At 68.2% G+C, this 24,716-nt stretch carries 26 protein-coding genes and 2 pseudogenes; 14 read left to right on the forward strand and 14 right to left on the reverse strand.

What is annotated here, in order from left to right:
- Positions 1–213, forward strand: a pseudogene (locus N800_RS16350) (hypothetical protein); the annotation flags it as partial.
- Between the two features lie 179 nt (positions 214–392).
- On the opposite strand, the gene N800_RS11545 reads toward N800_RS16350, so the two are convergent.
- A complete protein-coding gene (locus N800_RS11545) occupies positions 393–1,070 on the reverse strand; it encodes a ChrR family anti-sigma-E factor (protein WP_036138654.1) in 678 nt (225 codons plus the stop codon).
- A complete protein-coding gene (locus N800_RS11550; protein WP_036138657.1) occupies positions 1,067–1,642 on the reverse strand; it encodes a sigma-70 family RNA polymerase sigma factor in 576 nt (191 codons plus the stop codon). Before N800_RS11550 ends, N800_RS11545 begins: the two co-directional genes overlap by 4 nt.
- Before the next feature lie 206 nt (positions 1,643–1,848).
- Between N800_RS11550 and N800_RS11555 the strand changes: the two genes are divergently transcribed.
- From N800_RS11555 to N800_RS11590, 8 genes are all read left to right on the forward strand, one after another.
- A complete protein-coding gene (locus tag N800_RS11555) occupies positions 1,849–2,640 on the forward strand; it encodes a hypothetical protein (protein WP_036138660.1) in 792 nt (263 codons plus the stop codon).
- Positions 2,641–2,705: 65 nt separating this feature from the next.
- The gene (locus tag N800_RS11560) at positions 2,706–3,659 is read left to right on the forward strand and encodes an acyl-CoA desaturase (protein ID WP_232227632.1); all 954 of its coding nucleotides are present in this window, start codon (positions 2,706–2,708) and stop codon (positions 3,657–3,659) included.
- 2 nt (positions 3,660–3,661) lie between these two features.
- Positions 3,662–4,957 (forward strand): NAD(P)/FAD-dependent oxidoreductase, encoded by a 1,296-nt coding sequence (locus N800_RS11565; protein WP_036138662.1) that lies wholly within the window; start codon positions 3,662–3,664, stop codon positions 4,955–4,957.
- Positions 4,954–5,730, forward strand: coding sequence for a DUF1365 domain-containing protein (locus N800_RS11570; protein WP_036138767.1), 777 nt, complete (start codon positions 4,954–4,956; stop codon positions 5,728–5,730). The genes N800_RS11565 and N800_RS11570 overlap by 4 nt, the downstream gene beginning before the upstream one ends.
- Positions 5,727–6,983 carry an SAM-dependent methyltransferase gene (locus N800_RS11575; protein ID WP_036138665.1) on the forward strand — a complete coding sequence of 419 codons (1,257 nt, stop codon included), beginning with the start codon at positions 5,727–5,729 and terminating at the stop codon, positions 6,981–6,983. The genes N800_RS11570 and N800_RS11575 overlap by 4 nt, the downstream gene beginning before the upstream one ends.
- A complete protein-coding gene (locus N800_RS11580; RefSeq protein ID WP_052108192.1) occupies positions 6,980–7,777 on the forward strand; it encodes a DUF1295 domain-containing protein in 798 nt (265 codons plus the stop codon). Before N800_RS11575 ends, N800_RS11580 begins: the two co-directional genes overlap by 4 nt.
- Positions 7,774–8,844, forward strand: coding sequence for an SAM-dependent methyltransferase (locus N800_RS11585; protein ID WP_036138668.1), 1,071 nt, complete (start codon positions 7,774–7,776; stop codon positions 8,842–8,844). The genes N800_RS11580 and N800_RS11585 overlap by 4 nt, the downstream gene beginning before the upstream one ends.
- A gap of 13 nt (positions 8,845–8,857) precedes the next feature.
- Positions 8,858–9,385, forward strand: coding sequence for a lipocalin family protein (locus N800_RS11590; RefSeq protein WP_036138670.1), 528 nt, complete (start codon positions 8,858–8,860; stop codon positions 9,383–9,385).
- A gap of 172 nt (positions 9,386–9,557) precedes the next feature.
- Here the strand turns inward: N800_RS11590 and N800_RS11595 are convergent, their stop codons facing one another.
- Both N800_RS11595 and N800_RS11600 read right to left on the reverse strand, forming a co-directional pair.
- The gene (locus N800_RS11595) at positions 9,558–10,193 is read right to left on the reverse strand and encodes a 2-hydroxychromene-2-carboxylate isomerase (RefSeq protein WP_036138673.1); all 636 of its coding nucleotides are present in this window, start codon (positions 10,191–10,193) and stop codon (positions 9,558–9,560) included.
- Positions 10,190–10,675 carry an iron chaperone gene (locus tag N800_RS11600; RefSeq protein ID WP_084087575.1) on the reverse strand — a complete coding sequence of 162 codons (486 nt, stop codon included), beginning with the start codon at positions 10,673–10,675 and terminating at the stop codon, positions 10,190–10,192. Before N800_RS11600 ends, N800_RS11595 begins: the two co-directional genes overlap by 4 nt.
- An 85-nt stretch (positions 10,676–10,760) precedes the next feature.
- On the opposite strand from N800_RS11600, the gene N800_RS11605 reads away from it, so the two are divergent.
- Positions 10,761–11,687, forward strand: a complete 927-nt coding sequence (locus N800_RS11605; RefSeq protein WP_198032536.1) for a CHAD domain-containing protein — start codon at positions 10,761–10,763, stop codon at positions 11,685–11,687.
- A gap of 51 nt (positions 11,688–11,738) precedes the next feature.
- Here the strand turns inward: N800_RS11605 and N800_RS11610 are convergent, their stop codons facing one another.
- From N800_RS11610 to N800_RS11625, 4 genes are all read right to left on the reverse strand, one after another.
- Positions 11,739–12,134 (reverse strand): DoxX family protein, encoded by a 396-nt coding sequence (locus N800_RS11610; protein ID WP_036138680.1) that lies wholly within the window; start codon positions 12,132–12,134, stop codon positions 11,739–11,741.
- 69 nt (positions 12,135–12,203) lie between these two features.
- A complete protein-coding gene (locus N800_RS11615) occupies positions 12,204–13,094 on the reverse strand; it encodes a general secretion pathway protein GspB (RefSeq protein WP_036138682.1) in 891 nt (296 codons plus the stop codon).
- Between the two features lie 3 nt (positions 13,095–13,097).
- Positions 13,098–14,795, reverse strand: a complete 1,698-nt coding sequence (locus N800_RS11620; RefSeq protein WP_036138685.1) for an AAA family ATPase — start codon at positions 14,793–14,795, stop codon at positions 13,098–13,100.
- 45 nt (positions 14,796–14,840) lie between these two features.
- Positions 14,841–15,797, reverse strand: coding sequence for a DMT family transporter (locus N800_RS11625; RefSeq protein WP_036138688.1), 957 nt, complete (start codon positions 15,795–15,797; stop codon positions 14,841–14,843).
- A 103-nt stretch (positions 15,798–15,900) separates the two neighbouring features.
- On the opposite strand from N800_RS11625, the gene N800_RS11630 reads away from it, so the two are divergent.
- On the forward strand, positions 15,901–16,542 hold the full coding sequence (locus N800_RS11630) for a Pr6Pr family membrane protein (protein ID WP_156962979.1): 642 nt from the start codon (positions 15,901–15,903) through the stop codon (positions 16,540–16,542).
- On the opposite strand, the pseudogene N800_RS11635 reads toward N800_RS11630, so the two are convergent.
- Positions 16,501–17,482, reverse strand: a pseudogene (locus N800_RS11635) (LysR substrate-binding domain-containing protein); the annotation flags it as partial. The gene N800_RS11630 and the pseudogene N800_RS11635 sit on opposite strands and share 42 nt — an antisense overlap.
- 108 nt (positions 17,483–17,590) lie before the next feature.
- Here N800_RS11635 and N800_RS11640 point away from each other — a divergent pair.
- Positions 17,591–18,481 (forward strand): DMT family transporter, encoded by an 891-nt coding sequence (locus N800_RS11640; protein ID WP_036138693.1) that lies wholly within the window; start codon positions 17,591–17,593, stop codon positions 18,479–18,481.
- Positions 18,478–18,711, forward strand: a complete 234-nt coding sequence (locus N800_RS11645) for a cyclase (RefSeq protein WP_232227633.1) — start codon at positions 18,478–18,480, stop codon at positions 18,709–18,711. Before N800_RS11640 ends, N800_RS11645 begins: the two co-directional genes overlap by 4 nt.
- 4 nt (positions 18,712–18,715) lie before the next feature.
- Here N800_RS11645 and N800_RS11650 read toward each other — a convergent pair whose 3' ends face one another.
- From N800_RS11650 to N800_RS11660, 3 genes are all read right to left on the reverse strand, one after another.
- A complete protein-coding gene (locus N800_RS11650) occupies positions 18,716–19,513 on the reverse strand; it encodes a DUF72 domain-containing protein (protein WP_036138776.1) in 798 nt (265 codons plus the stop codon).
- 83 nt (positions 19,514–19,596) lie between these two features.
- A complete protein-coding gene (locus N800_RS11655; RefSeq protein ID WP_036138697.1) occupies positions 19,597–21,414 on the reverse strand; it encodes a DUF885 domain-containing protein in 1,818 nt (605 codons plus the stop codon).
- An 83-nt stretch (positions 21,415–21,497) separates the two neighbouring features.
- A complete protein-coding gene (locus N800_RS11660; RefSeq protein ID WP_036138699.1) occupies positions 21,498–21,791 on the reverse strand; it encodes a hypothetical protein in 294 nt (97 codons plus the stop codon).
- A gap of 187 nt (positions 21,792–21,978) precedes the next feature.
- Here N800_RS11660 and speG point away from each other — a divergent pair, with 187 nt between their 5' ends.
- Positions 21,979–22,515: a spermidine N1-acetyltransferase gene (speG, locus tag N800_RS11665; RefSeq protein ID WP_036138702.1), complete on the forward strand. Its 537-nt coding sequence runs from the start codon at positions 21,979–21,981 to the stop codon at positions 22,513–22,515.
- A 13-nt stretch (positions 22,516–22,528) separates the two neighbouring features.
- On the opposite strand, the gene N800_RS11670 is transcribed toward speG, so the two are convergent.
- Both N800_RS11670 and N800_RS11675 read right to left on the reverse strand, forming a co-directional pair.
- A complete protein-coding gene (locus N800_RS11670) occupies positions 22,529–23,941 on the reverse strand; it encodes a bifunctional serine/threonine-protein kinase/universal stress protein (RefSeq protein WP_036138705.1) in 1,413 nt (470 codons plus the stop codon).
- 1 nt (position 23,942) lies between these two features.
- Complete coding sequence (locus tag N800_RS11675; protein WP_036138708.1) at positions 23,943–24,689, reverse strand: metallophosphoesterase family protein; 747 nt, start codon at positions 24,687–24,689, stop codon at positions 23,943–23,945.
- Positions 24,690–24,716: the final 27 nt, after the last annotated feature.

Genomic DNA, 24,716 nt, shown 5'->3' on the forward strand with positions numbered 1-24,716 from the left:
GTCCGTGATTTCGGGGTAGAACCCGCCCTAGAGGCAAAGCTGCCTGCCGCTCCTGATGGATCTACCTACAAGTACCTTAATCCATTTCGCTGTCCTCATTGCTCCGAGCCATTTATTGATTTCGAGGCAAATCCTGGCTCCCGATCGGCTGAGTACTACGGCAACTACCTAGCTAGCTCCGAGTTGCTGCGGTATGAACCGGCTGAGGGGTGAATTCAACCACCAAGTGCGACAACGCTGATCAGCCGAACAGGTGTTGTTGTGGCCTGTTCTTTCAGCTCCCAACAACCACTTCGCAGGGGCGCTTTGCGGCGCGGCCCGAGCCGGCCGATAGCGCTGATGCTGGCATCTCAAATCGGCTGCTTCAAACGAGAAGCAGCCAGGTAGCTCGTCTAGAGCTTGAACAACGGCTGCAACTGGCGCGCTACCCAGCCCGAGAACCGCAGCGGCGCATTCAAGGCCGACACGCAGATGCAGGCGGTGCCCGGCACGGTCACCGGCTGGTGTTCGACGCTGCTGTCCAGGTCGGCCACGTCGCCCGGCGCGAAGTGCCCCAGTGCGTCGTGGTAGGCGCCACGCAGGATCTGGGTCAGTTCGGCGCCGCCGTGGCTGTGCACCGGCATGCTGCGCCCAGGGCCAATCTTCAGCAGTAGCAGCGTACCGGTGCGGGTGCCAGAGGCGCGGATGCAATGCACGCCCGGAGCCATCCAACGCCACTTCAGGGCGCGGTACGACGTGCCGAAGTACGGATGCAGCGGCGCGGGCAGGCGGTCCTCTTCCTCGTATGGGGTGCTGCGTGCAGGTGCTGGAGGGAGGGCAGGGGTCGCGTCGTCCAGTTGTCGCAGCATCGCGTCGCGCAGCTGTGCTTGCCGCTGTTCGGGCAAGGGGGAGGGCACCGGCTGTTGTTGTTCGAGCAGGCAGCCGCCGATTCGCTCGGCTTCCTGCAGCCGCTCGCGGCAGTGGGCGCAGGTCGCAAGGTGGGTGGCGGCCACTACAGCCATTTCCACGGCCAGCGCTCCCGCCGCGTAGCTGACCAGGGTGGACAGGTCGAGGTGATGGTGCGGGTTCACGGTGCACCTCGCAGTTGTCCCTGCAGGCGCTGGAACGCGCGGCGCAGGTGTGATTTCACAGTGCCCAAGGGCATGGCCAGTTCGTCGGCAATTTCCTGGTGGCTCTTCGCCTCGAAGTAGGACATCCGCATCAGCCGTGCCTGCGTTGCGGGCAGGTCGTCGATGCGGCCCTTGAGGTGGGCGTGCTCGGCATAGTCCTCGGCGCTGGTAAAAGGCCGCACCGCATCGTCATCGGTCTCGGCATGGCCGTCTTCCAGCACGTGCGCCCAGTGGGGCTCGCGGCGGATGCGATCGATGTGCAGGTTGCGGGCGATGCGGAACAGCCAGGTCGACACCGCGGCCTGTTGCGGGTCGTACAGCGCGGCCCGCTGCCAGAGGCGCAGCAGGGACTCCTGCGCCAGGTCCTCCGCCACGGCTTCCGGGTTGCCCAGGCCACGCAGGTAGAGGCACAGGCGCGGCATGAAGTGGTCGTAGATGCGCATGAAGCTGCCACGGTCGCGCAGGCGCGCCACCGCGACCAGTTCGCCGGACCAGTCGTGGGTGTCCTTGGCGGAAGCCGTGGGCGTGGACATGGGCCGTCTCGCCCCGGGGGGCGCAGCACTCCTGGTGAACCTGACCGGCATGGTAAGCCACGTCTCTGCTGGTGACCGTGATTGCCTGTGCATACGCAGCGACGGGCGGTTTGGATGCAGCGGCTGGTGCGATCTGGCGCGCGGCAGCTGCATCCGTCCGGCCTTTGGCTGCGTACACCGGTTGATCCTGGCCCGAGGGACAGCGCATGTACCCAAGCACCCGCCCATCCGCCCTGTTCGTGGGCTTGCTCGTGATGCTGTGCGCCGCTCCCGTGGGTGCGCGCGCCTCCGTCCACCTGCAGGACGCGCTGGCCCACGCCCGTGACGGTGGGGCGCTGCTGTACCGCGAGTCGCATTGGCAATATCGCCAAGGGGACATGGTGCGGCGCCTGGTGCTGTACCGCTGCCCCGACGGCCGCGCGTTCGCCCGCAAGACGGTGGTGGAGCGGGGGGCGCCGCACGCCCCTGACTTCGACTTCGAGGACGCGCGCGATGGCTACCGGGAGGGGGTGCGCAGCACGCCGGCCGGCCGTTGGGTGTATGTGCGCCCGCGGGCCGGGGCCCCGATGCGCGAGCGGCGGGTGGATGTGCCCCCCAATGGGGTGATCGATGCCGGATTTGACGCCAGCGTGCGGCAGCACTGGGGCCGGCTGAGGGCGGGACGCGAGCTGGCGCAACCTTTCCTGGTGCCCAGTCGGATGGATTTCATCCCGGTGCGGGTGCGGCCCGGTGCGGCAGTGGATTGGCGCGGCATGCCGGCGCAACGCATGACCATGCGCCTTGACCGCTGGTACGGCTTCGCCGCCCCGGCGATGGAGCTGACGTACGCCCTGGCGGACCGCCGGCTACTCGAATTTGCCGGCATCGCCAGCATCCGCGACGCAAAGGGTGACCATCAGGACGTGCGCATCACGTTTCCCCAGGCGCCGGTACTGGCCGATGCAGGCAAATTGCAGCAGGCGCTGGCGGCCCCGCTGGTGCGTGACTGCGGCGCGTGAGCCTTCGTTGCATCCAAACCGCCTCCGGGCGCGTATGGGGCATCAACGCAATGGAGAGATGCGCGATGCCTGCCCCGATGCCACACCCAGCCTCGCCCGCCACGCGCGCATGGAACGCTGCCGCGCGGTGGTTCGATACGCAGGCGCCAGTCGGTGACGATCCCGCACTGGCCAGCCGCATCGACTGGCTGCGCGCACTGCCATTCATCGGCATGCATCTGGCTTGCGTGGGGGTGCTTTGGGTGGGCGTGTCGTCCACCGCCGTGGCCGTGGCGGTGGTGCTGTACGCAGTGCGCATGTTCGCCATCACCGGGTTCTACCATCGCTACTTCTCGCACCGCACCTTCCGCACGTCGCGGGTGGTGCAGTTCGCGTTCGCACTGATTGGCGCGTCCAGCGTTCAGCGCGGGCCGCTGTGGTGGGCGGCGCATCACCGCAACCACCATCGGCACGCGGACACGCCGGGTGACCCGCACTCACCCACCCAGCGCGGCTTCTGGTGGAGCCACGTCGGCTGGTTCCTGACCTGCGAGGGCTTCCGGACCGACTGGGCGCGCATTCCCGACCTGATTCGCTATCCAGAACTGCGCTGGCTGGACCGCTACGACACCGTGGTGCCTGTGCTGCTGGCCGTCGCGCTATACGCCGTTGGGGAAGTGCTGCAGCAGGTGGCACCGCAACTGGGCACCAACGGACCACAGCTTCTGGTGTGGGGCTTCTTCGTCTCCACCATGGTGCTGTTCCACGTGACGGTCACCATCAACTCCCTGGCCCACCGCTTCGGCCGACGCCGCTTCGATACCCGCGACGACAGCCGCAACAACGTCTGGCTGGCGCTACTGACCTTTGGCGAGGGCTGGCACAACAACCACCACTTCTTCCCGGGTACGGCGCGACAGGGCTTTCGCTGGTGGGAGGTGGACATCACCTGGTACGGGCTGCGGTTGATGGCGGCGCTGGGGCTGGTGCACGAACTCAAACCGATCCCAGCCTGGGTGCTGGCCAAGGCGAGGGACTGAGCATGCGCATAGCAGTTGTAGGCTCGGGCATCGCGGGGCTGGCGTCGGCGTGGTGGCTGTCGCGACGCCACGAGGTGGTGTTGTTTGAAGGCAACGATTACCTCGGCGGCCACACCCACACCCACGACGTGGAGTTGGCGGGGCAGCGCTACGCCATCGACAGCGGCTTCATCGTGTTCAATCCGGACCACTATCCGTTGCTGAGTGCGTTGTTCGAGACGCTGGGCGTGGCGTCGCAGCCGACCACGATGAGCTTCTCGGTGCATAGCGAGCGAAGTGGCGTGGAGTACAACGCCACTTCGCTGGATGGCCTTTTCTGCCAGCGCCGCAACCTGCTTTCGCCGCGCTTCCTGGGCATGCTGGCGGACCTGGCGCGGTTCTACAGGCAGGCGCCCGCGCTGCTGGAGGTCGAAGGCCACGGGCCCACGCTGGGCGAATATTTGCGGGCGGGCGGCTATGGCAGCGCCTTCCGCGATGAGCACCTTGTGCCGATGGCTTCAGCGCTGTGGTCGTCGCCGCCGCAGCAGATCCTCGACTTCCCTGCACGCTACCTGGTGCAGTTCATGGCGCATCACCAGATGCTGTCGTTGGGGCGTCGTGCGCCTTGGCGGGTGGTGCAGGGCGGGTCGGCCAGTTACGTCATGGCGCTACGCGGACGCTGGGGCGTGCAGGAGCGCCTGCGCTGCCCGGTGCAGGCGGTGTGCCGCGACGAAGGCGGGGCCTGGGTGCAGACGCCTGATGGCCGCGAACGTTTCGATCAGGTGGTGCTTGCATGCCACAGCGACGACGCGTTGCGATTGCTTCACGATGCGGACGACCGCGAGCGGGCCATCCTCGGCGCGATCCGCTACCAGTCCAACGACACCGTGCTGCATACGGATGCGCGCCTGCTGCCGCGGCAGCGCAAGGCGTGGGCGGCGTGGAATGCCCACGTGCCCCGTGACCCCGAGGCGCCATGCACGGTCAGCTACTGCATGAACCTGCTGCAGGGGGTGGAGTCACCGGAGCCGTTCGTGGTGACGCTCAACCGCAGCGAGGCAATCGATCCGGCGCGGGTGCTCCGGCGCATGCATTACCGGCACCCGGTGTACGACCACGGCATGGTCGCCGCGCAGCGACGCCGAGGCGAGATCCAGGGCATGCGCCGCACGTGGTTTGCAGGTGCTTACTGGGGCTGGGGCTTCCATGAGGACGGGATCCGCAGCGCCCACGACGTCGTCGCCGCGCTGGATCGCCAATGCAACGCGCCTGCGCCCGTTCGTCGGGAAACGGCGGTGGCGCTGCCGGTGCTGGCATGAGCGCGCCCATCGCCAGCGCCATGTACGAGGGGGTGGTGCAGCACCGTCGCCACGCGCCGCGACCGCACGCATTCCAGTACCGGATGGCGCAGCTGTACCTGGACCTGGACGAGATCGAGTCAGTGTTTGCAACTCGCTGGTTCTGGTCGGTCAACCGGCGCAACATCGCCGAGTTCCGCCGCAGCGATTACCTCGGACCGGATGCACAGCCGCTGGCCGACGCAGTCCGCGACCGGGTGGCTGCCGACCTGGGGCACCGACCGGACGGCCCGATCCGCCTGCTCACGCACCTGCGTTACGCCGGTTACGTGTTCAATCCGGTGAGCTTCTATTACTGCTTCCAACGCGATGGCGCCACGCTGGAGGCGGTGCTGGCCGAGATCACCAACACCCCGTGGCGCGAGCGCCACAGCTACGTCTTGCCTGTGCGCGACGCCATTGCGCGGGGGGGCAGCTGGGAGTGGGGATTCGACAAGGCCTTCCACGTCTCGCCGTTCCTGCCCATGGCCTGCCGCTACCGCTGGCGCTTCAACACGCCCGATGAGGCGCTGCGTGTGCACATGCAGGTGGCCCATAACGACGGGTGCGAATTCGACGCGACCCTGTCCATGCAGCGTCACCTGCTGGACGGCGCGGCGCTTGCGCGCGTGCTTTGGCGTTACCCGTTGATGACCGCGCAGGTCATCGGCGGCATCCACTGGCAGGCGTTACGCCTGTGGCTCAAGCGTACGCCGGTCCACGATCACCCTCCCATTGCACGCGAGCGGCCATGAACGAGATTGCACATCCCACCACCACGATGGCCTCCTACGGCTCGCTGGAGCGCTGGCTGCGCGGCCAGCTGCTGGCGCGCTTTTCCGACCTCCGCGGCGGCGTGCTGGTGGTACACGACGCGCTGGGTGAACAACGCTTCGGTACGCCGGGGCAGGGCGGGCTGCCGGCTGTGCGCGTGCACGTGGATGACGGGGCGTTCTACCGGCTGGTCGCCGCGCAGGGCAGCGTGGGCGCAGGCGAGGCCTATCTGCAGGGCCATTGGCGCTGCGACGACCTGGTGTCCTTGGTGCGCCTGCTGGTGCGCAACCGTGCGTTGCTGGACGGCATGGAGGGCGGGCTAGCGCGCATGGGAGGGTGGGCCTTGCGCGGCTGGAATGCGCTGCGGCGGAACACCCGCGCCGGCAGTCGGCGCAACATCGCCGCGCATTACGACCTTGGCAATGACTTCTTCTCGCTGTTCCTCTCGCCAGACCTCATGTACTCCGCCGCCATGTACGAAGCGGAGGGCGACGCGTTGGAGGCGGCGTCGCGGCGCAAGCTCGACGCGGTGTGCACGAAGCTGGCATTGGGGCCGGGCGACCGGGTGGTCGAGATCGGTACCGGTTGGGGGGGCTTCGCGCTGCATGCGGCGCGGCACTACGGTTGCCACGTCACCACCACCACCATCTCGCGCGAGCAGCATGCGCTGGCCTGCCAGCGTGTGGCCGAGGCCGGTTTGCAGGATCGCGTGACGCTATTGTTGCAGGACTACCGTGACCTGCGCGGCGAGTACGACAAGCTGGTTTCCATCGAGATGGTCGAGGCGATCGGTGCGCACTACCTGGACACCTACTTTGGCCAACTGGGGAGGCTGGTGCGTCCGGGGGGGCGCGCGCTGCTGCAGGCGATCACCATCGAGGACCACCGCTATGAACAGGCGCGTGATTCGGTCGATTTCATCAAGCGCTTCGTGTTCCCGGGCAGTTTCATTCCGTCGCTGAACGCGCTTTACCAGGCCAAGACGCGCGCCAGCGACCTGCAGGTGCTGCACCAGGAGGATTTTGGCCTGTCCTATGCCTACACCTTGCGTGCGTGGCGGCACCGGTTCATGGCGCATTTGCCAGAGGTTCGAGCTCAGGGTTTCGATGAGCGCTTTGTCCGCCTCTGGGAGTTCTACCTGGCGTATTGCGAGGGTGGTTTCCTGGAGCGCTCGATCGGCGTGTCGCACCTGCTCATGGCGAGGCCGGAGCACGGCGTTGGAGCGGCCGGATGAGCCCGTATTTGGCGCTCGCGACCATTGGCGCGCTCACGCTTCTGGTTATGGCGTGGGGTTGGCAGTGGCAGCGCCGGCACGCGAACGCCGGCATCGTGGATGTGCTTTGGGCGGCCTGCGTCGGGGCCAGCGCGGTGTGGCTGGCAGCATGGGGCGACGGGGCCGTGGCCGCGCGGCTGGCGTTGGCGGCGCTCGGTGGGCTATGGGGCCTGCGCTTGGCGCTGCACCTCTGGCAGCGTGTGCGCCATGAGCCGGAGGACGGCCGCTACCGCCACCTGCGCGCCCACTGGCAGGGCAACCAAGGCAAGTTCCTGGCGTTCTTCGTCGGTCAGGCGCTGCTGGTGGTGCTCTTCGCGTTGCCGTTCGCTGCCGCCGCACGCAGTCCGGTGGCCACGTTCTGGCCTTGGATCGCCCTGGCGCTCGCCATCGGCGCGATGAGTCTGATTGGCGAAGCCATCGCCGACCGCCAGCTGGCGCGCTTCCGCGCCGACCCGGCCAACCGCGGCCGCACTTGCCGCGACGGACTGTGGCGCTACTCGCGACATCCCAACTACTTCTTTGAGTGGCTGCACTGGTTCGCCTACGCCGCTCTCTCGGTGGGCTCGCCGTGGGCCTGGATGGCGTGGCTGGGTCCGTTGCTGATGTACGTGTTCCTGCGCTGGATCAGTGGCATCCCCTACACCGAGGCACAAGCGCTGCGCACCCGCGGCGACGATTACCGCGCCTACCAGCGCTCCACCCCGATGCTGTTCCCGTGGCTCCCGCGGCCGCGCGCGAAGGACAAGACACCATGAACACGATGCACGCCGAATTGCCCCTCGACCGACCTGCCGACGGCCCAATGGGGCTTGCCGAACGCGGCCTGTTGCACGATGCCGTGGTGCGTGCCGGCATCCGCCGCCTGTGCGCCCGCCGCCTACAGGAGGAATACGCCGGCGGCGTGTCGGTGCAGTCAGGGCGTCTGAGCATGCGCCTGCATGAGCTGCGCCGGGGCGTGCTGGCGTTGCATACCGACGCGGCCAACCGCCAGCACTACGAGCTGCCGCCTGCGTTCTTCCAACACTGCCTGGGGCCCAACCTCAAGTACAGCAGTTGCCTGTACCCCACCGGCCGGGAGTCGCTGGAGCAGGCCGAGCAGGCGATGCTGGCGCTTTATTGCGAGCGTGCCTGGTTGGCTGATGGCCAGGACATCCTCGAGCTGGGCTGCGGCTGGGGCTCGCTGACGCTGTGGATGGCCGAGCGGTATCCCAATGCGCGCATCACCGCGGTGTCGAACTCACACTCGCAGCGCGCCTTCATCCAGGCCCGCTGCGCCGAGCGCGGCTTGGGCAACGTCCAGGTCATTACCTGCGATGTCAACGACCTGCAGTTCGAGGCGCAGCGCTTCGACCGCTGTGTATCGGTGGAAATGTTCGAACACGTGCACAATCACGCTGCCCTGATGCAGCGTATTCACCACGCACTGCGCCCGGGAGGCGTTCTGTTCGTCCACGTCTTCGCGCACCGCGTGCTGATGTATCCGTTCGAGACCGACGGCGACGACAACTGGATGGGTCGGCACTTCTTCACTGGCGGGATGATGCCGTCTGCCGACCTGCTGCTGTTCTTCCAGGAGCACCTGCAGTTGGAGCAGCGTTGGCTCATTGATGGCACGCATTACGAGCGCACGGCCAACCATTGGCTGGCGCGGCACGACCAGCAGCGCGACGCGATCATGGCGATCCTTCGCAAGGCTTACGGGACCGCGGCGCCGTTGTGGAACCAGCGTTGGCGCATGTTCTGGATGGCTTGCGCCGAACTGTTCGGTTATCGCGAGGGCCAGGAGTGGCTGGTTGCGCACTACCGCTTCGTTCGCCCGTGACCGGAGGGTTGCCATGACCCCGCTTCGACTGACCGTGCTGGTAGCCGTGATGATCGCCCTTGTCGCCTGTCGCTCCGGCAGCGTGAAACCCACGATTCCGCCGGTGGCCAACGTGGACATTCCCCGCTTCATGGGCGACTGGTACGTGATCGCGCATATCCCGTCGTACCCGGAACGGGAGGCGTACGCTGCAGTGGAATCGTACGCACTGCGCCCGGACGGGCGCATCCAGACCACGTTCCGCTACCGCAAGGGCGCGCTGGATGGCCCGCTGAAGGCGATGCACCCGATCGGAACCGTACGCGAGGGCAGCCAAGGTGCGGTTTGGGACATGCAGTTCGTCTGGCCGATCCAGGCCGAGTACGTCATCGTCTACCTGGGCGATGATTACCAGCAAACCATCGTGGGCCGCAGCAAGCGGGACTACGTATGGCTGATGGCTCGCACCCCGCGGATTCCGACAGCCGACTACGAGGCGCGGATCCGTCAGATCGCGGCATTGGGCTATGACGTGTCGCGTATCCGGAAGGTGCCGCACTGACGGCTCGGGTGTAAGGTTGACCTGCCCAGGAGGCGCATTGACCAAGCGGTGTGATCGCTGGCGGTTCATCCGAGCCGAACCCGATTCGCGGCTGGGATTTGACCAGCGCCATCCAGCCGGCCATCCACATGGAACGAGACGGAAGGCACGGCGCAAGTTCCACGCGCGCCGGCTACTTTCTCGCAGCCCCCACCGGTAATGCGCTCACACGGTGCATCTCATCACTGCCGAGTAGGTCAGGGTCGGCCAGATACGCATTCATGAAATCGGTGGCGTCAGCGCCCCAGAACAGTTGGCCGTCGACCAGGCACGTGGGCACGCCGAACACGCCGAGCTCCAGCGCACGCTCAGTTTCCCGCCGCAGTTGGAGCTTCACATCGTCGGACGTGAGTTCCGTGGGGTCCACGCCCAGCGAGTTTGCCAGCGCCGCCAGTACGTTGGGGTCGGCAGGGTCGGCGCCCGTCGTCCACAGCGCCTCGAAGATGCGACCGATGGCCTGTGGCGTGTTGCCCGCTGCGATGGCCAGCCGCAGGTACGGCAGCGGGTTGAACGGGTGCGCCGCCGGGAAGCGGAAGGGCACGCCATGCTGTGCCGCCCACCAAACGCACGCGCGGTAGGTCCATGTGCGTTTGGAGGGGATTTCCGCTGGCCCTTTGTGCCCATGGCGTTTCAGCAGCTCGGCGAGCAGCACGGGGTGGTAGCTGACGTTCACGTCGCCCAACTCGCGCAGGCGAAGGAAGCCGAAGTAGGCGAACGGCGAGATGAAGTCGTAGTACCAGTCGATGTGGTGCACGGGCGGCTGGCTCATCCGACCGCAGCCTTCAGCAATGCCACGATCCGCGCTTCCTCCGCTTTGCCCAGCGCGGTCAACGCAAACCCAGTGGGCCACAGGTGCCCATCATCCAGTCGCGCCTGGTCGCTGAAGCCCAGCGTGGCGTAGCGTGAGCCGAACTTGCCCGCGTCCTGGAAGAAACACACCACCTTGCCATCGCGGGCATAGGCAGGCATGCCGTACCAGGTCTTGGGGCTCAGCGTGGGGGCGTTGGCCTTGACCAGTTCGTGCAGGCGCTGGGCCAGCTTGCGGTCGGGCTCCGCCATCTCCCCGATCTTGGCCAGCACGTCCGCTTCGCCGGCAGCCTTGTCCTTGGCCAGGCGCGCTTCGGCCTTCAGCTCCCGCGCGCGCTCCTTCATGGCGGCGCGCTCCTCTGCAGTGAACCCATCAGTCGCCTTGGGGGAGGACGAGGTGGGGGCGATGGACTTCTTGGCGGATCGCTTTGTCGTTGCAGCCATGGGCATTCCTTTGGTTTTGGCACGTCAAAGGGGCAAGGTACACCCATGCCCGAGGCCACAGCTACCGCGGTCCGGAGGTTTCAATATGGCGCAGGCCAGCACGGGCACGGCCAGCCTTTGTCGCAGCCGCGACGGGGGCCATCGGTTCGCGTGGATGGATCGGGCCTCAGGGGGTCGCTATCCTGACCGCGTGCACGAAGCATCCACCGACGCAGGAAGTCTGGGGGCCGCGCTGCGGGACTACGGCGTTGCCGAGTTGACCCTGGCGCAGGAGCATCTGGCATTGCGGGGCGGCAGCGTGCACGACGGCATCCATCAGGCACGCAAGGCCATTCGGCGTGCGCGCGCCATGCTCGCCCTGGCCGGCGCTGCGCTGGGTCCTGGGAGCGACTTCGTGGATCGCGGATTGCGGCGCGCGAACCGTCGCTTGTCTCCGCTGCGTGATGCGCAGGCGCTGGTGGAGGTGCTCGATCGGTTGGATACCAAGGCGCGGAACGATGAAACCCGGGCCCTGTTGGCGCATGCGCGCCATGTGGCGGTGCGGCGCAGGGCCGCATTTGCCCGCGAGGCCGCATTCAAGCTGATATTGCATGAGCAGTGCAGCGTGTTGGCCGTGTTGCAGGCAGCTTTGCAGGGCCTGCCATGGGAGGCTGTCACCGCACCGGGGTTGACCGCCGCCATGGGGCGCACGTCGCACCGGGCGGACGCCCTGCGCGAGCGTGCGATGACGCACGACCATGCGGAGGATTGGCACCGCTGGCGCCGCTGCATGCGCCGGCTCTCGCAACAGCACCGGGCGGCTGTCGCGGCAGGCCTGGTGGTCCCGCAGTCGGAGTTCGACAAACACCTGACCGAGCAGCTTGGCGTGTTACAGGACTTGAGCCTGCTGATCGCGCATTGCCAAGGGGAATCGCCGTTCTCAAGCGCTACGCGCGTGGCTTTGCGGGCGTTCGCCGAGCGGTCGCTGGCACGCCAGCGCAAGCGCATCCGCTCGGTGTTGCCGCGTGACTGAAACTCGGAGACGCGGCCGGCGTGCGCCGGCCAGCGTCCGATAGCGGGTGGGTTACTTGTTGTTGGCGCTGTAGCTGCCTGGGCCCAGCAGTGCGACGCCCAACGCGCCCGCCAGGAACATGCCCTGCAGTTCCAGGGCCCAGCCGCCCTGTTCATTGAGTTGACCCAGCTGGCCCATGTGCGCCAGCCAGATGGCGACCAGCATGTTGATGGCAATGATGATGCCGCCGATGCGTGCATAGGCGCCGATCAGCACCATCACCGGCGCCAGCACTTCGCCGATGAGCACGCCGTAGCCGAACCAGCCCGGCAAGCCCTGCGCTTCCACCATGCCGACGATGCCGGATACGCCGCCCTTCAGTTTGGCGATGCCGTGCAGCAGGATCAGCACGCCCAGTGCAATGCGCAGGATGAGTTTGCCGAGGTCGGCCTGGGTGTTCGGATTCATGGTGCGAAGTCCCCTTGGTGGATGTTGGCGAGTGTGTGGGTTAACGAGGCGCGGTGTTGTGCCCTTGGATCAGCGTACCGGCACGCGCAGCCGGATGCCGTTCCACGCCAGCACCACACCGTCCTGATCGATGGCGGCGACCACGGCGTCGCCCACGCGGTCGCCTTCGCCCACGCGGTTGCCATCGATGATGGCGAAGCGTTTGCCGGCTTCCGCCCCCCACATATGCAAGCTCATCTTCAGCGGGGGCAGTTGTTGACGATCGGCGGTACTCAGGTCGGACAGGCGCAGCGGGCTGCTGGCGGAGTAGGGCGAGGACGGCGCGGGCGCAGCCGGCTCACGCGGTGGCGCCGCGGCCGTCTCACCGTCGTGGGACGGCGCCTGGCTCGGCACCGGGACTGCCATGGCGGGCGATGGGGTGCGCACGGCAACAGGCGGGGCGGCGAGCACCTGTGTCGTCGCTGCGTGGGCCGGCAGGGTCGCGGCCGCCGGTATCGCCGCCGCCGGTGCCCTGGGCGCCGAGGATGGTGCGGCCACCTGCGTCGCTGCGGGCACGTTGGCCGCAACCACGGGGGTAGCGGAGCCAGTGGTCGTGGCAGAGGGCGTGATCGTCTGGGGTGCGACTGATGGGGGCGCATCGCCGGCAGCCGCCGTAGGCAGGCCGAGCGCGGCGTCCGATGCATTGGCGCCGGGGAGCGTCGGGTCGCCGGTGTTGCCTTCGCCCACGCCGACGTCTGCAGGGGGCGCAGGGGGTGAAGCACCCGTTCCGGCGGGGCGCCCCAGCCACAACCAGGCCGTCAGCGCGACCGCGACCAGCGCCACGGTCGGCCACGCCCAAGCCGGCACGTCGCTCAGCGGGGAAGAGGGGGCACGCGTTACTTCGGCCAGCGCATCGCTGGCGACCTGCGCCTTGCGACGTTCGGCTTCCGACTTGCGCAGCGCGTCGAGGATCAGGGACATCGGCTACTCCAGCACGGTGCGCAGTCGCGGGCCACGATCGCGTGCGGCCAGGGCCATCAGGGTCTCCGGGCCGACGACCCCATCGGTGGCGATGCCGCGCGTGGCCTGGAAGTGGCGGATCGCGCCGAGCATGGCGGCGTCGAGCACTTCCGGGCCGGCGTACGCGGGTTGCAGCCGAGCGTGGATCCACTCCACGGCGGGTCCGTACTGCCCCACCACGAAGGGCGGCTGCACGTGTGCCGGCGCGCGCCAGAGCGCGGCGTACTCGCCCTGCCACACGCGCGCCAAGGCAATGCGGTCGATGTCCACGGTCTGGGGGCCCAGCTGCAGCCGCAGGCGGACCGCGTCGGCACCGAGCAGCAGCGCCCAGGCCGTATGCCCATCGGTGCGCAGCTTGAGCAGCACCGGCCGCCCCAGTGCGACCAGCGCATCCAGCTGCGATTGGCCCTGCAGGCAGCGCAGGCCATCGGACACCTGCGCGGGGCAAGCAGAGGCGGTCGCGGCGGCCGCGGCGTTGGACGGCTGCGACCAGGCCTGCAGCAGGTGTTGCCAAGCCAACGTCGGCGAGGAGGCTGCCGTGGCGATCGCGCCCTGGAGCCCGGTGGCGTCGAGTTGCGGAATCCTGCTGGCGGCGCGGGGCGCAGTGCCGGAGTTGGCGGTGTTGGAGATGGCCGCACCGCTGCCCGCGTCATCGGCAAGACCGGCTGTGGCTGCGGCATTCGCGCCAGACGCTGTGCCGGTGCCGCGATCCTGCGGCATCGTGGCGACAGACGCATCCCGGGCTACCGCATCCTGCCCACGCGGCCACCACCACAGCGTGGCAGCGAGCGCCACGACCGCGACCCCCGTGGCTGCCGCCATCGGCCAATGCCGCGCGTGACGCGGGGTGGGAGCGAGCGCCTCGCGGGCTGCTTCGTCCACCCACTTCGGGCCGATCATGCTCTCGTCGTGCGCATAGCCGGCCAGCAGCGCGCGCTCGGCAATGACATTGGTCAGCCGCGGCACGCCGCGCGACCAGGTATGGATGCGCCGCGTGGCGGTGTCGGTGAACGGAAAACGCTGCCCGCCGGCCACTTTGTATCGGTGGCGCAGGTAGGCGTCGGTCTCGGCGGTGCTGAGCGGGGTGAGGTGGAAGCGCGCGGTGATGCGTTGCGCCAGCTGCCGCAAGTCTTCGCGGGCCAGGATGGTGCGCAGTTCGGGCTGGCCGAGCAGGATGATCTGCAGCAGCTTCTGCGTGTCGGTCTCGAGGTTGGTCAGCAGGCGCACCTGTTCCAGCGCGTCCACCGACAGGTTCTGCGCCTCGTCGATGATCAGCACCACGCGCAGGCCCTGCGAATATGCGTCGAGCAGGTAGTGGTTGAGCAGGTCGACCAGTTGCTTGACGCTGCCGCGCCTGCCCTCCAGGTCGAGGTGCAATTCCTCGCAGATGGTTTCCAGCAGCTCGACCGGGCTCAGCCTTGGGTTCAGCACCAAAGCCACGCGGGCGTTGTCCGGCACCTGCTCCAGCAGCAGGCGTGAGACGGTGGTCTTGCCGGTGCCGACCTCGCCGGTCAGCTGCACGAAGCCGCCGCCGCCGCCTTGGCCGATACCGTACAGCAGGTGCGCCAACGCGTCCCGATGGCGCTCGCTGAGGAACACGAAGCGCGGATCGGGCGTGATCGAGAACGGCGGTTCCCTGAGGCCGTAATACTCGAGGTACATGCGAGCCAGCGTGGCGGCGGTGGCACTAGCCTGCCACGAAATGGCTCAGTCGGCGATGTGCTTGGCCTCGGCCGTGCCCAGCACCTCCGGATGGTCCACGGGGTGGCGGTTGGCGAGGCGGTTGAGCAGCGGCTGGGCGAACACCGCGGCCAGGATGATGACCACGCCCAGGTAGAATTGCGTGGTCAGCTCGTGCTGCTCGCCCAGCAGCACGATGGCCAGCAGGATGGCGTACACCGGCTCCATGTTCACCGCCATCTGTGCGGCGAAGGCGTTCATGTGCCGCAGCGCCACCAGCGACAGGGTGAAGGGCAGCAGCGTGCAGGCCATCGCCAACGCCAGCAGGTAGAGGGCGTCGCTGGTGGATGGCATGACGAACAGATCGCCGGCAAAAGTGGGGAAGATCGCCGGCATCAGCGGCGCCAGCAGGGTCAGGGTCAAGGCGCCGGCGCCGAGCTCCAGCGCGGTGACGGTCAGTGCGTCACCGTGCTCGACCATGCGCTTGTTGAGTGAACCGAACAGCGCCACGAACAGGGCCGACAGCGCGCCCACCGCGATGCCCAGCCGCATGTCCGCCGGTACGCCGCCCACTACCAGCGCCACGCCCGGCAGCACCGCGATGCCGAGGATCAGTTCGCGCTTGTAGAAGCGGGTACCCGCCAGCCACGGCTCCACCAGCGCGGTGAACACCGTGGCCAGCGCCATGCAGGTGGCGCCGACCGAGGCGTTGGACAGCTTGATCGAGCCGTAGAAGGTCAGCCAGTGCAGGGCTACCAGCGCGCCGATGCCGGAGTAGGCCAGGATCACCCGCGGCGGCATCGCGCGCAGGCCGCGCCATACGCGCGGCACCAGTGCCAACGCCGCCACCACCAGCGCCATGCGCCACCAGACCAGCGGCAATGCGGGCAGGGTAATGAGCTTGCCGAGGATGGCGGTGAAGCCCCACAGCAGCACGCAGAAGTGGATCTGGAACTGGGCTTTGGCGGCGGGGGTCATGGGCATGCGCCGATTATCCGGATGCGTGCCTACAATGCGAGTCATTCCATCGTCGGACGGATGCATGGACGGGGCAATGGGCAAGTGGCGTGGCGACAGGTGGGGGGCGATGGCCGTGGCCCTGGTGTCGGCCGCTTCGCTGGTGCTGCAGTACGTGATCCTGGTGCGCGCCACGGCGGACACCATCGGCCCGACGCTGGCCACGGTGCGCTTCTTCAGCTACTTCACCATCCTCAGCAACCTGCTGGTCACGGCGGTGGCCATGGCCGCCGTAGTGCAGGCCGATGGTCGTGCCGGACGCTGGCTGCGCCGGGCGCGCGTGCGTGGCGCGGCGGCGCTGTACATCGGCATGACCGGGCTGGTGTACGTGCTGATCCTGCGGCACCTGTGGCAACCGCAGGGCCTGCAATGGTGGGCCGATAGCGGGCTGCATTACGTCACGCCCGCGCTGTACCTGCTGTGGTGGCTGCTCACGCCGGGGCATGGGCGCCTGGGCTGGCGCGATGCCGTGGCCTGGTTGGCGTTTCCCGCGCTCTACGCCACATGGGTGGCGGCGCGTGGCGCGGTGGTACAGGAGTACCCGTACCCCTTCATCGACGTCGGCGCCCTGGGGTGGGCGAAGGCGGGCGGCAACGCCGGCCTGATGCTGCTGTTGTTCTGCATGGCCAGTGGCGTGCTGGTCGAAATCGACCGCCGGCTGGGCGCGCGCCTCGCACCGGCATGGCGGCGGGAGCCTGCGCGCGGCGAGTGACCCGCACGTGCGGCCGCGACGTGGTGGGCTGACCGGAAGCCGTGGCTCGCTCCGGCTAGTCCTTGGGCAGCGCCATCAGCCAATCCAGGAAGGTGCGTGCCGCCGGCCGTAGTCGCCGGTGCGAGGGGTACACCACGTAGTAGTTCCAGCGTGCCGGCAGCACCGGGCCGGGCAGTTGCACCAACCGGCCGCTGGCGAGGTAGTCGGTGGTGATGCGGTTGCGTGCGAGCATGGCGCCCAGTCCGCGCGCGGCTGCTTCCAGCGCATCGGTGGAGTCGCTGAAGACGTAGCGCGCATCGGTATCCACGCCGTGCACGCCGGCGGCGCGGAACCAGTCGGGCCAGCCTTGCCGCGCCAGGTCGGAGACCAGCGGCAGGCGGGCGATGTGTGCCGGCGCGGTGACGTCGGCCAGGCCGGGCAGGGTGGGCGACGCCACCGGGAACAGCGATTCGTCCATCAGCGGATGCGCGGTCAGGCCGGGCCAGTGGCCGGCGCCGTGGCGGATGCCCAGATCGGGGCCGCCTTCGTCGAAGCGGGTGAGGGCGATCTCGGTATCGACGTTGATCCGCAGCTCCGGGTGCGCTGCGGCGAAGTCCGGCAGGCGCGGCAGCAGCCAGGTGTAGGCCCAGGAATGCAGGGTGGTGATACGCACCCGCTCCTGCTCGTGGCGGGCGGTACGCAGGTGGCGCAGCGCTTCTTCCATGTCAGCCAGCGCGCTGCCGGCGGCGTCGGCCAGTTCGCGGCCTTCGGCGGTGAGCGACACGCCACGCGCGTGGCGCTGGAACAGCACCACGCCCAGCCGGCCTTCGAGTTTGCGTACGTGGTGGCTGACCGCGCTGGCGGTCAGATGCAGCTCTTCGGCGGCGTGGGCAAAGTTCTGGTGGCGGGCCGCCGATTCGAACGCCGCCAGGGCCGGGAGCCAGTCCGAGCGCAGGGCCATATGAGCCTCAAATATAGTTTGTGTCTGGCCGCGAAAGTATGCGCTTGTGCCCGGCCACGCGGGTAGCAGAATGTGCGCTCGGCAAGAGCCAGATTGGAGCCTTCCCCCATGAACAGCGTCGCGGTCCCCACCCTCGACACCCCCTCCAGCCACGCGTGGCTGACACCCGTGGAACTGGGCCTGCTCGGTGCCATCTGGGGTGCATCGTTCCTGTTCATGCGTGTGGCCGCACCGCACTTCGGCGCGATGCCGCTGGTTGAAGTGCGCCTGGCATTGGGCTCGTTGGTGCTGCTGCCGTTCCTGTGGCGCGCGCGGGCACAGTTTCCGGCACGGTTGTGGCCCAAGCTGGCGATCATCGGGGCGATCAACTCGGCGGTGCCGTTCATGCTGTTCGCCTGGGCGGCGCAGCGCGCGCCAGCCGGTGTCGGCGCAATCGCCAATGCGATGACGGTGCTGTTCACCGCGCTGGTGGGCTTCCTGTTCTTCGGCGAGAAGATTGGCACGCGCCGCGCGACGGCGTTGCTGGTGGGGTTTGCGGGTGTGGTGGTGCTGGCCAGCGGCAAGGCCGCGGGCGCCAGCATCTCGTGGGCCGTGGCGGCCGGCGCGGGCGCGGCTTTCCTGTACGGCATCGGCATCAACCTGGTGCGTCGCCACCTGACCGGGTTGCCGCCGGCGGCGGTGGCCTCGGCCACGCTGGGCGTGTCGGCGCTGCTGACCCTGCCGTTCGCGGTGGCCGCGTGGCCGCAGGCGCCGATTCCGGCGTCATCGTGGTTCTCGGCCGCGATGCTGGGCGTGGTCTGCACCGGCGCGGCCTTCGTCATGTACTACCGGTTGATCGCGCGCATCGGCGCCAGCCGCGCCTCCACGGTGACCTACCTGATCCCGGTGTTCGGCGTGGCGTGGGCGTGGATGCTGCTGGACGAGCCGCTGACCCTGACTATGGGCATCGCGGGTGCGCTGATCCTGGGCAGCGTGGCGTTGAGCCAGAAGAGCGCGTGAGCCCCGTGGAACACCGCGTCGTGTTCGACTTCGATATCCATTTCAGCAACGGTGGCGGTCTGCAGGGACAGGATTTCCGCCTGGATATCGAAGGCGACGAGATCGACGACGCGGCGTTGGCGGACTACATCGTCCGCGACCTGCGGTTGCTGATGGTCGGCGAGGTGCGCATCCTGAAGAAGCGCATCATCGTCGAGGCGCATAAGCGGCTGCCCGCGCGGCAGGCGTGAGCGGTCAGCCGGCGAGGCGCTGCAGCAGCGCCATCGCCGCCGCCGGGTTGCGTTCCTTGGCGGCACTGATGAAGTACACGAATACCTCGCGCGGCATGACCGGGGCCGCGTCCGCACCGACGTAGGGCAGGCCCTCGGGTTGCCTGCCACTGGCCCAGGTGCGGGCATGTCGCGCCCAGCGCTCCAGTTCATCCGCCGGGTAGCCGGTGGTGACCTCTGCGCGCGATCGCATCAGCCGCGCATAGACGAAGTCCGCGGTGACATCGGCGAAGGACGGATGCTCGTCGGAATCGGTGAACACCGTGGCCATGCCATGACGACGGGCGAGCGCGATGAAATCCGCGTCCACGAAGTCGCGGTCGCGCACGTCCAGCACGTGGCGCAGGCGGTGGCCGTTGGCGGTAGTGGGCAGCAGCGCAAGGAACGCGCTGAAGTCCTCGCGCTGCAGCCTGGAACCCTTGTCGAACTGCCACACGAGGGGCCCGAGGCGATCGCCCAGCGACGCGATACCGCCGACGAAGTCCTGCACCTGCGGCCCGGTCCTGGCCAGCACCTTGGATTGCATGATCCGCATCGGCGCCTTGGCGGAGAACACGAAGCCTTCTGGCGTTTCCGCGGCCCACTTGGCATAGGTTTCCGGCTTCTGCGTGCCGTAGTAGGTGCCGTTGATCTCGATGGCGGTGACGTGGCGGCTGGCGAATTCCAGTTCGCGACGCTGCACCAGCCCCTTGGGGTAGAAGTTGTCGCGCCACGGCGCATACACCCAGCCGCCGATGCCCACGCGGATCCCCGACGTGGGCATGGAGGCGCGATCGGGGGCGCCGGTGGACGGGGTGGCGAACAGGTCGCCGCCCGCGTCAGCACCAGTCTTGCGCGCCCTGCCGGTCACTTGATCGGCTCGTCCAGCAGCATCTGCCGCACGAAGCGCACCGGCGGCGCGCCGTAGGACAGCACGGCGTCGTGGTAGCGCTTGGCGTTGAAGCTGGCGCCTTCCTTCGCCTCCACGGCCTTGCGCATGTCGAAGTGCTCCTGTGCGCCGACGAAGTAGGTCGGCAACTGCGCGCTGGTCAGCTGCGCGCGCACCCACTTGCCCGCGGCCTCGCGCTCCTGCTGGAACGCGCCCTTGGTCATCAGCTCCATGGCCTGTTCGCGGGTCCAGTTGTCGACGTGCACGCCCTGGTCGAGGATCGCGTTGGAGATGGTGCGCAGGTAGAACTTCAGCTGCACCAGGCGGAACAGCGGGTCGTTGTCGAGGTAGCCGGCGTCGGCCATCACGTCCTCGGTGTACACCGCCCAACCTTCGGCGAACAGACCCGAACGCAGCACCGCGCGCAGCGTCGATTTGTTCTGCACCGAGTGCGCGCCTTCGAGGTAATGGCCCGGCATTGCTTCGTGGATCGACAGCAGGTGGATCATGCGGTCGTTGTATTCGCGCAGGAACGAGTCCACCTGCTCCTGCGACCAGTCATCCGGGATCGGCGAGATGGCGTAGTAGGTGTCCAGGCCCTTGTCGAGCGGGCCGGGCGAATCGCAGTAGGCCACCGCCACGCCGCGCTGGAACTCGGGCATGAGGATGATCTTGACCGGGTCGGCCGGCACGGTGACCAGGTCCTTGGCCTTGGTGAACGCGGTGGCGTCGGCCAGCGTCTGCTTGGCGAAGTCGACCACCTTGTCGCGCGCCGGGCGCTCGGCGTAGGCCAGTTCCAGCGCCGCTTCGATGGCGGCCTGTTGCTGCTCGGGATTGGGCCTGGCGGGCATCTCTGGCGCACCCGGCTTGTCCTTCAGCACCTGCTGGGCGATGGCGTACATCTCGGTGCGCACGCGGGTCATCTCGGCTTCGGAACGCTGCTTGATCTCGGCGCGCGACAGCGACGAGTTCAGCGAGAACTTCAGCTTCTCGTCGTACAGCGTCTGGCCCAGGCGGAAGTCGCCCTTGGCGGCCGGCACCAGGGTCTTGTCCAGCCACTCCTGCTGCTCGGCCACCGCCTTGCGCAGCGTGGAGACAGCGGCGTCCAGGCGCTTGCGCTCGGCGCCCTTGAGCTGGCCGGCGTTGGGCGTGATGAACGTGTCGATCAGGCTCAGCACGCCGGCATTCTGCTTGGCCACGGTCTCGGCGTGGATCTTGGGCACGCGCGCCGGATCCAGGTTCTCGCGCATCTGCTGGAACAGTGCCGGGATCTTCTCCATGCGCGCGGCGGCGGCATTCAGGCGCTGGGGCATCGGTGCGAAGTCTCGCGCCATCAGGTTGTAGATCGCGCCACCGGCCAAGCCGCTGTATGCCTGCGGGTCCCAAGCCCACGACTGCAGCGTCTCCATGCCCCAGAGATCGGCCTGCAGCTGGTTGCGCAGGATGGCCGCGTCGATCTGGTTTTCGCGCGAGAGGTGGTTGGTGTCCAGCGCATCCAGTTCGGCCAGCAGCTTCTTGCTGAAGTCCATGGCCTTCTGCCGGCCGGCGGCACTCAGGTCATCCAGCTGGTCGTCGAAACGGTGGTCGCCGATCTGGGTGGCCGCCACCGGGTTGAGCGGCAGCCAGCCGTCCAGCCAGCGCTTGGACAGCGCGGCGAACTGCTCGTCGGCCTGGGCATTGGGCGCCGTCACGGCCTTGGTGTCCGTGGCCGGGGCGGGCGGGGTGGAGGGCTGGCAGGCGGTGGCAATGGCGGCGGTCAGCACGGCCGCGGTCAGGGGCAGGAGCGAGGTGCGCATGGAGGGCTCGGGCAGGCGGCAGGGCCGCGACCGCCCGAGGATAGCCGCACCGCCGACGCGCCGCATGCGCCGGAGGTTGGGGACTACTCGTCCTCTTCCTCGAACTCCACCAGTACGTCCAGTTCGAAGGCCAACGCCTCCACCGCCTCGCGCACCTTGTGGGCAGTGGACGGGTTGGGGGCGTCGATCTCGATCTCGTGCATGTCCGGGCCGCTGGTGTCGCTGAGCCCGGCCGAGCTGGAATCGAAGTCGTCCATGTGCGGCATCAGGTCGCCGACCTCCTCGACATGCTCGATGCCATCCAGGCTGGTGAGCAGGTTGCCGATGGCGCGGACGTCGTCCTCGCTGCCGGTGACACGCAGGCGGAGCAGGGGCATGGGAAGGCTCGGTGGCGTGGGAAAGGTCAGGCTAGGCAGCCGCTGGCTAAGGCCGCGTGATGGCGTGGGCGCCTTCTGTCGAGGCGCTCCGGCGCGCGGGTCGACACCGGGAAAACGGCGTGCAGCCGCTGTACGGGCGTCGATGTGGCGTCAACCCGGCAGCGTGCGGCCGGTGTAGGCTGGCGCCATGGAAACGCCAACGCCCGCCCTGACCCTGCGGCCGCTCGAGCGCGGTGACCTGCATTTCGTGCACGTGCTCAACAACAACCGCAGCGTGATGGGCTACTGGTTCGAGGAGCCCTACGAATCGTTCGTGGAGTTGGAGGAGCTGTACCGCAAGCACATCCACGACCAGTCCGAGCGTCGCTTCATCATCCAGGACGCCGCCGGCGAACGGGTGGGACTGGTGGAACTGGTGGAGATCGACCACCTGCACCGGCGCGCCGAATTCCTGATCATGGTATCGCCCGAGCACCAGGGGCGGGGTTACGCGCGCATCGCCACGCGGCTGGCGATCAATTACGCCTTCCGCATGCTCAACCTCTACAAGCTCTACCTGCTGGTGGACGTGGACAATGCCCGCGCCATCCGCGTGTACGAGGGCGCCGGGTTCCGCCGCGAAGGCGTGCTGGTGGACGAATTCTTCAGCGACGGGCGCTACCACGACGTGCTGCGCATGTGCCTGTTCCAGCACGAGGTGCTGGGACGCTCGCGGAGTGGATGAAGTCGATCAAGTCCTAAGCAGGGGCGTTTTCGTCCGGCTGGGGCGCGCGCACCACGGTCACGGTGCACGTCGCCTCGGCCACCACGCGCGCCGATACGCTCCCCAGCAATCGGCGCACGCCGGTGATCCCGCGTGCGCCCATCACCAGGTGGTCCACGCGGTTGTTGCGCGCGAATTCGATCAGCGCTTCGGCCGGGTCGCTGTGCTCCAGCACGTGTACGGTCAGCGGGCGGTCGCCCAGCTTGAGCGCGCGCGCCCAGTGACGCAGCGCCAGCAGCCGCTTGACGTGGCGGTTGCGGCCCTCGGCGTCGATGTTGCTGTCCAGGCCGATGCGCGGCGTGCGCATCACGGTGACGCAGGCCAGCCGCGCCTTCGGGAAGGCCAGCAGCACGCGCTGCACCGCCAACTGCAACGCATCGGTGAGGCGCGAGTCGTGCTGCTTCAGGTCGACCGCGACCATCAGCAGTGGGGCTTCATGCAGTTGCTCGTCGGGGCGGCCGCGCGGGTCGTGCTCATGGCCCTTGCTGCGCCACCAGCGCTGCATCCGCGTCCAGCGGCCGGCGCGGTGCTCGCGTTCGGCGCGTTCGGTCAGTGGCACCTGGTCGGGGTGCTGCAGGTCGTTTGCCACCTGGGCGGCGGTGGTGTACCGCTGGTCGGGGTCGACTTCCAGGCAGTGCAGGATGATTTCCTGTAGCCAGCGCGGGATGTCCTTGCGCAGCGCGCGCGGCGGCACCGGGTCCTGGTACAGCCGGCGGCGCAGCCCCGCCGGGCTGGTCGGGTTGCCGAACGGCCGCTCGCCGGTGGCCATGTGGTAGAGCGTCACGCCCAGCGCGAACAGGTCGCTGCGCGGATCGTTGCGTACGCCCAGTACCTGTTCCGGCGCGATGTAAGGGGCGGTGCCGATGGGAATGTTGAACTGTTCGGCCAGCAGGTCAGGCAGTTGCGCGTGGTGCGAAAGGCCGAAGTCGATCAGGGCGATGCTGCCGTCGGCCCGGCGCAGCAGGTTGCTGGGCTTGATGTCCAGGTGCACCACCTGTTGGCGGTGCAGCGCATGAATGGCGGTGGCAGCTGCGGCACCCAGTTCGGCCACCTGCGCGGGCGGTAGCGGCGCGCGGTCAAGCAAGGGGCGCAGCGTTTCGCCGTGCAGGTGCTCCATCACCAGCCAAGGCTGGTCCTCGAAATCGCCGCTGGCAATGAAGCGTGGCACATGCGGGCCGTCGAGCGCGGGCAGGATCATCCGCTCAACCTCGAAGCCGACGATGTGCGTGGCGACCTCGCCATAGCCGATGCGCGGCAGCTTCATCAACAGCTCGTCGGCGTGGTCGGGGTGGCGCACGCGCCACAGCGTGGCCATGCCGCCTTCGTGCAGCGGGCCCAGCAACTCGAAGCCGCCGATCTGCATCCCTGCGTGCACGTGGACCGGCATGTCAGCGTCCTTCGCCCAGGCGCGCGGCAAAGCCGGGGGGCAGGCCGGCGCGCAGGATACGCGCGCTGGCGGCCTCGTGGTCGTACGGGACGCGCAGGCAGGTGAGAGTGTTGCGTTCGGTGTCCATCCAGCCGCAGCAGGCGGCGGGATTGCCGTCGCGTGGCTGGCCCACGGAACCGGGGATGGCGAGCCAACGCAGCGTGGGCGCCAGTGGAATCGGAAAGTCGCTGCGCGGGGTGAAGTGGCCGGCATCCAGCCCGCCCGGGCGGGTGTGGTACAGCGCCGGCTCGTGCATGTGCCCGCAGAAGGTTACGCGCTGGCGCGTGGCGGCCAGGCTCTGCGTGGCGGCACGCGCGCCGGTGATGTAACCCCAGTTGCCCGGTGCCCACGCATTGGCGTGCACGTACAGGCGGTCCTCGTCTTCCACGGTCAGCGGCAGGCCGGCAAGGAAGGCGCGCTGCGCGTCATCCAGTTGGTGGTGGGTCCATTCGATGGCGGCCCGCGCCTGGGCATGCATGTGCCCGGTGCCGCCGCGTAGGGCGGCTTCGTCATGGTTGCCCAGCACGGCCACGCCGCCGTCATCGACGAGGCGTTGCACGGTGTCCACCGTCCACGACGGATCGGCGCCGTAGCCGACCAGATCGCCCAGCACCACCGCGCGGTCGAAGCCGATCTTGCGCAGCCGCTTCAGGCAGGCTTCGAAGGCCTGGCGGTTGGCATGCAGGTCGGCGAAGAAGGCCAGGCGCATCAGTTGGGGTGGGCGATCGTGTCGACG

Origin of the sequence: Lysobacter daejeonensis GH1-9 (assembly GCF_000768355.1) — a bacterium.
Lineage (GTDB): Bacteria > Pseudomonadota > Gammaproteobacteria > Xanthomonadales > Xanthomonadaceae > Aerolutibacter > Aerolutibacter daejeonensis.

Excerpts from the sequence above, each read along its gene's own strand:
- N800_RS11550 (WP_036138657.1), bottom strand. The coding sequence starts at position 1,642 with ATGTCCACGCCCACGGCTTCCGCCAAGGACACCCACGACTGGTCCGGC.
- N800_RS11555 (WP_036138660.1), top strand. The coding sequence starts at position 1,849 with ATGTACCCAAGCACCCGCCCATCCGCCCTGTTCGTGGGCTTGCTCGTG.
- N800_RS11560 (WP_232227632.1), top strand. The coding sequence starts at position 2,706 with ATGCCTGCCCCGATGCCACACCCAGCCTCGCCCGCCACGCGCGCATGG.
- N800_RS11565 (WP_036138662.1), top strand. The coding sequence starts at position 3,662 with ATGCGCATAGCAGTTGTAGGCTCGGGCATCGCGGGGCTGGCGTCGGCG.
- N800_RS11570 (WP_036138767.1), top strand. The coding sequence starts at position 4,954 with ATGAGCGCGCCCATCGCCAGCGCCATGTACGAGGGGGTGGTGCAGCAC.
- N800_RS11575 (WP_036138665.1), top strand. The coding sequence starts at position 5,727 with ATGAACGAGATTGCACATCCCACCACCACGATGGCCTCCTACGGCTCG.
- N800_RS11580 (WP_052108192.1), top strand. The coding sequence starts at position 6,980 with ATGAGCCCGTATTTGGCGCTCGCGACCATTGGCGCGCTCACGCTTCTG.
- N800_RS11585 (WP_036138668.1), top strand. The coding sequence starts at position 7,774 with ATGAACACGATGCACGCCGAATTGCCCCTCGACCGACCTGCCGACGGC.
- N800_RS11590 (WP_036138670.1), top strand. The coding sequence starts at position 8,858 with ATGACCCCGCTTCGACTGACCGTGCTGGTAGCCGTGATGATCGCCCTT.
- N800_RS11595 (WP_036138673.1), bottom strand. The coding sequence starts at position 10,193 with ATGAGCCAGCCGCCCGTGCACCACATCGACTGGTACTACGACTTCATC.
- N800_RS11600 (WP_084087575.1), bottom strand. The coding sequence starts at position 10,675 with ATGGCTGCAACGACAAAGCGATCCGCCAAGAAGTCCATCGCCCCCACC.
- N800_RS11605 (WP_198032536.1), top strand. The coding sequence starts at position 10,761 with ATGGCGCAGGCCAGCACGGGCACGGCCAGCCTTTGTCGCAGCCGCGAC.
- N800_RS11610 (WP_036138680.1), bottom strand. The coding sequence starts at position 12,134 with ATGAATCCGAACACCCAGGCCGACCTCGGCAAACTCATCCTGCGCATT.
- N800_RS11615 (WP_036138682.1), bottom strand. The coding sequence starts at position 13,094 with ATGTCCCTGATCCTCGACGCGCTGCGCAAGTCGGAAGCCGAACGTCGC.
- N800_RS11620 (WP_036138685.1), bottom strand. The coding sequence starts at position 14,795 with ATGTACCTCGAGTATTACGGCCTCAGGGAACCGCCGTTCTCGATCACG.
- N800_RS11625 (WP_036138688.1), bottom strand. The coding sequence starts at position 15,797 with ATGCCCATGACCCCCGCCGCCAAAGCCCAGTTCCAGATCCACTTCTGC.
- N800_RS11630 (WP_156962979.1), top strand. The coding sequence starts at position 15,901 with ATGGCCGTGGCCCTGGTGTCGGCCGCTTCGCTGGTGCTGCAGTACGTG.
- N800_RS11640 (WP_036138693.1), top strand. The coding sequence starts at position 17,591 with ATGAACAGCGTCGCGGTCCCCACCCTCGACACCCCCTCCAGCCACGCG.
- N800_RS11650 (WP_036138776.1), bottom strand. The coding sequence starts at position 19,513 with ATGCCCACGTCGGGGATCCGCGTGGGCATCGGCGGCTGGGTGTATGCG.
- N800_RS11655 (WP_036138697.1), bottom strand. The coding sequence starts at position 21,414 with ATGCGCACCTCGCTCCTGCCCCTGACCGCGGCCGTGCTGACCGCCGCC.
- N800_RS11660 (WP_036138699.1), bottom strand. The coding sequence starts at position 21,791 with ATGCCCCTGCTCCGCCTGCGTGTCACCGGCAGCGAGGACGACGTCCGC.
- speG (WP_036138702.1), top strand. The coding sequence starts at position 21,979 with ATGGAAACGCCAACGCCCGCCCTGACCCTGCGGCCGCTCGAGCGCGGT.
- N800_RS11670 (WP_036138705.1), bottom strand. The coding sequence starts at position 23,941 with ATGCCGGTCCACGTGCACGCAGGGATGCAGATCGGCGGCTTCGAGTTG.
- N800_RS11675 (WP_036138708.1), bottom strand. The coding sequence starts at position 24,689 with ATGCGCCTGGCCTTCTTCGCCGACCTGCATGCCAACCGCCAGGCCTTC.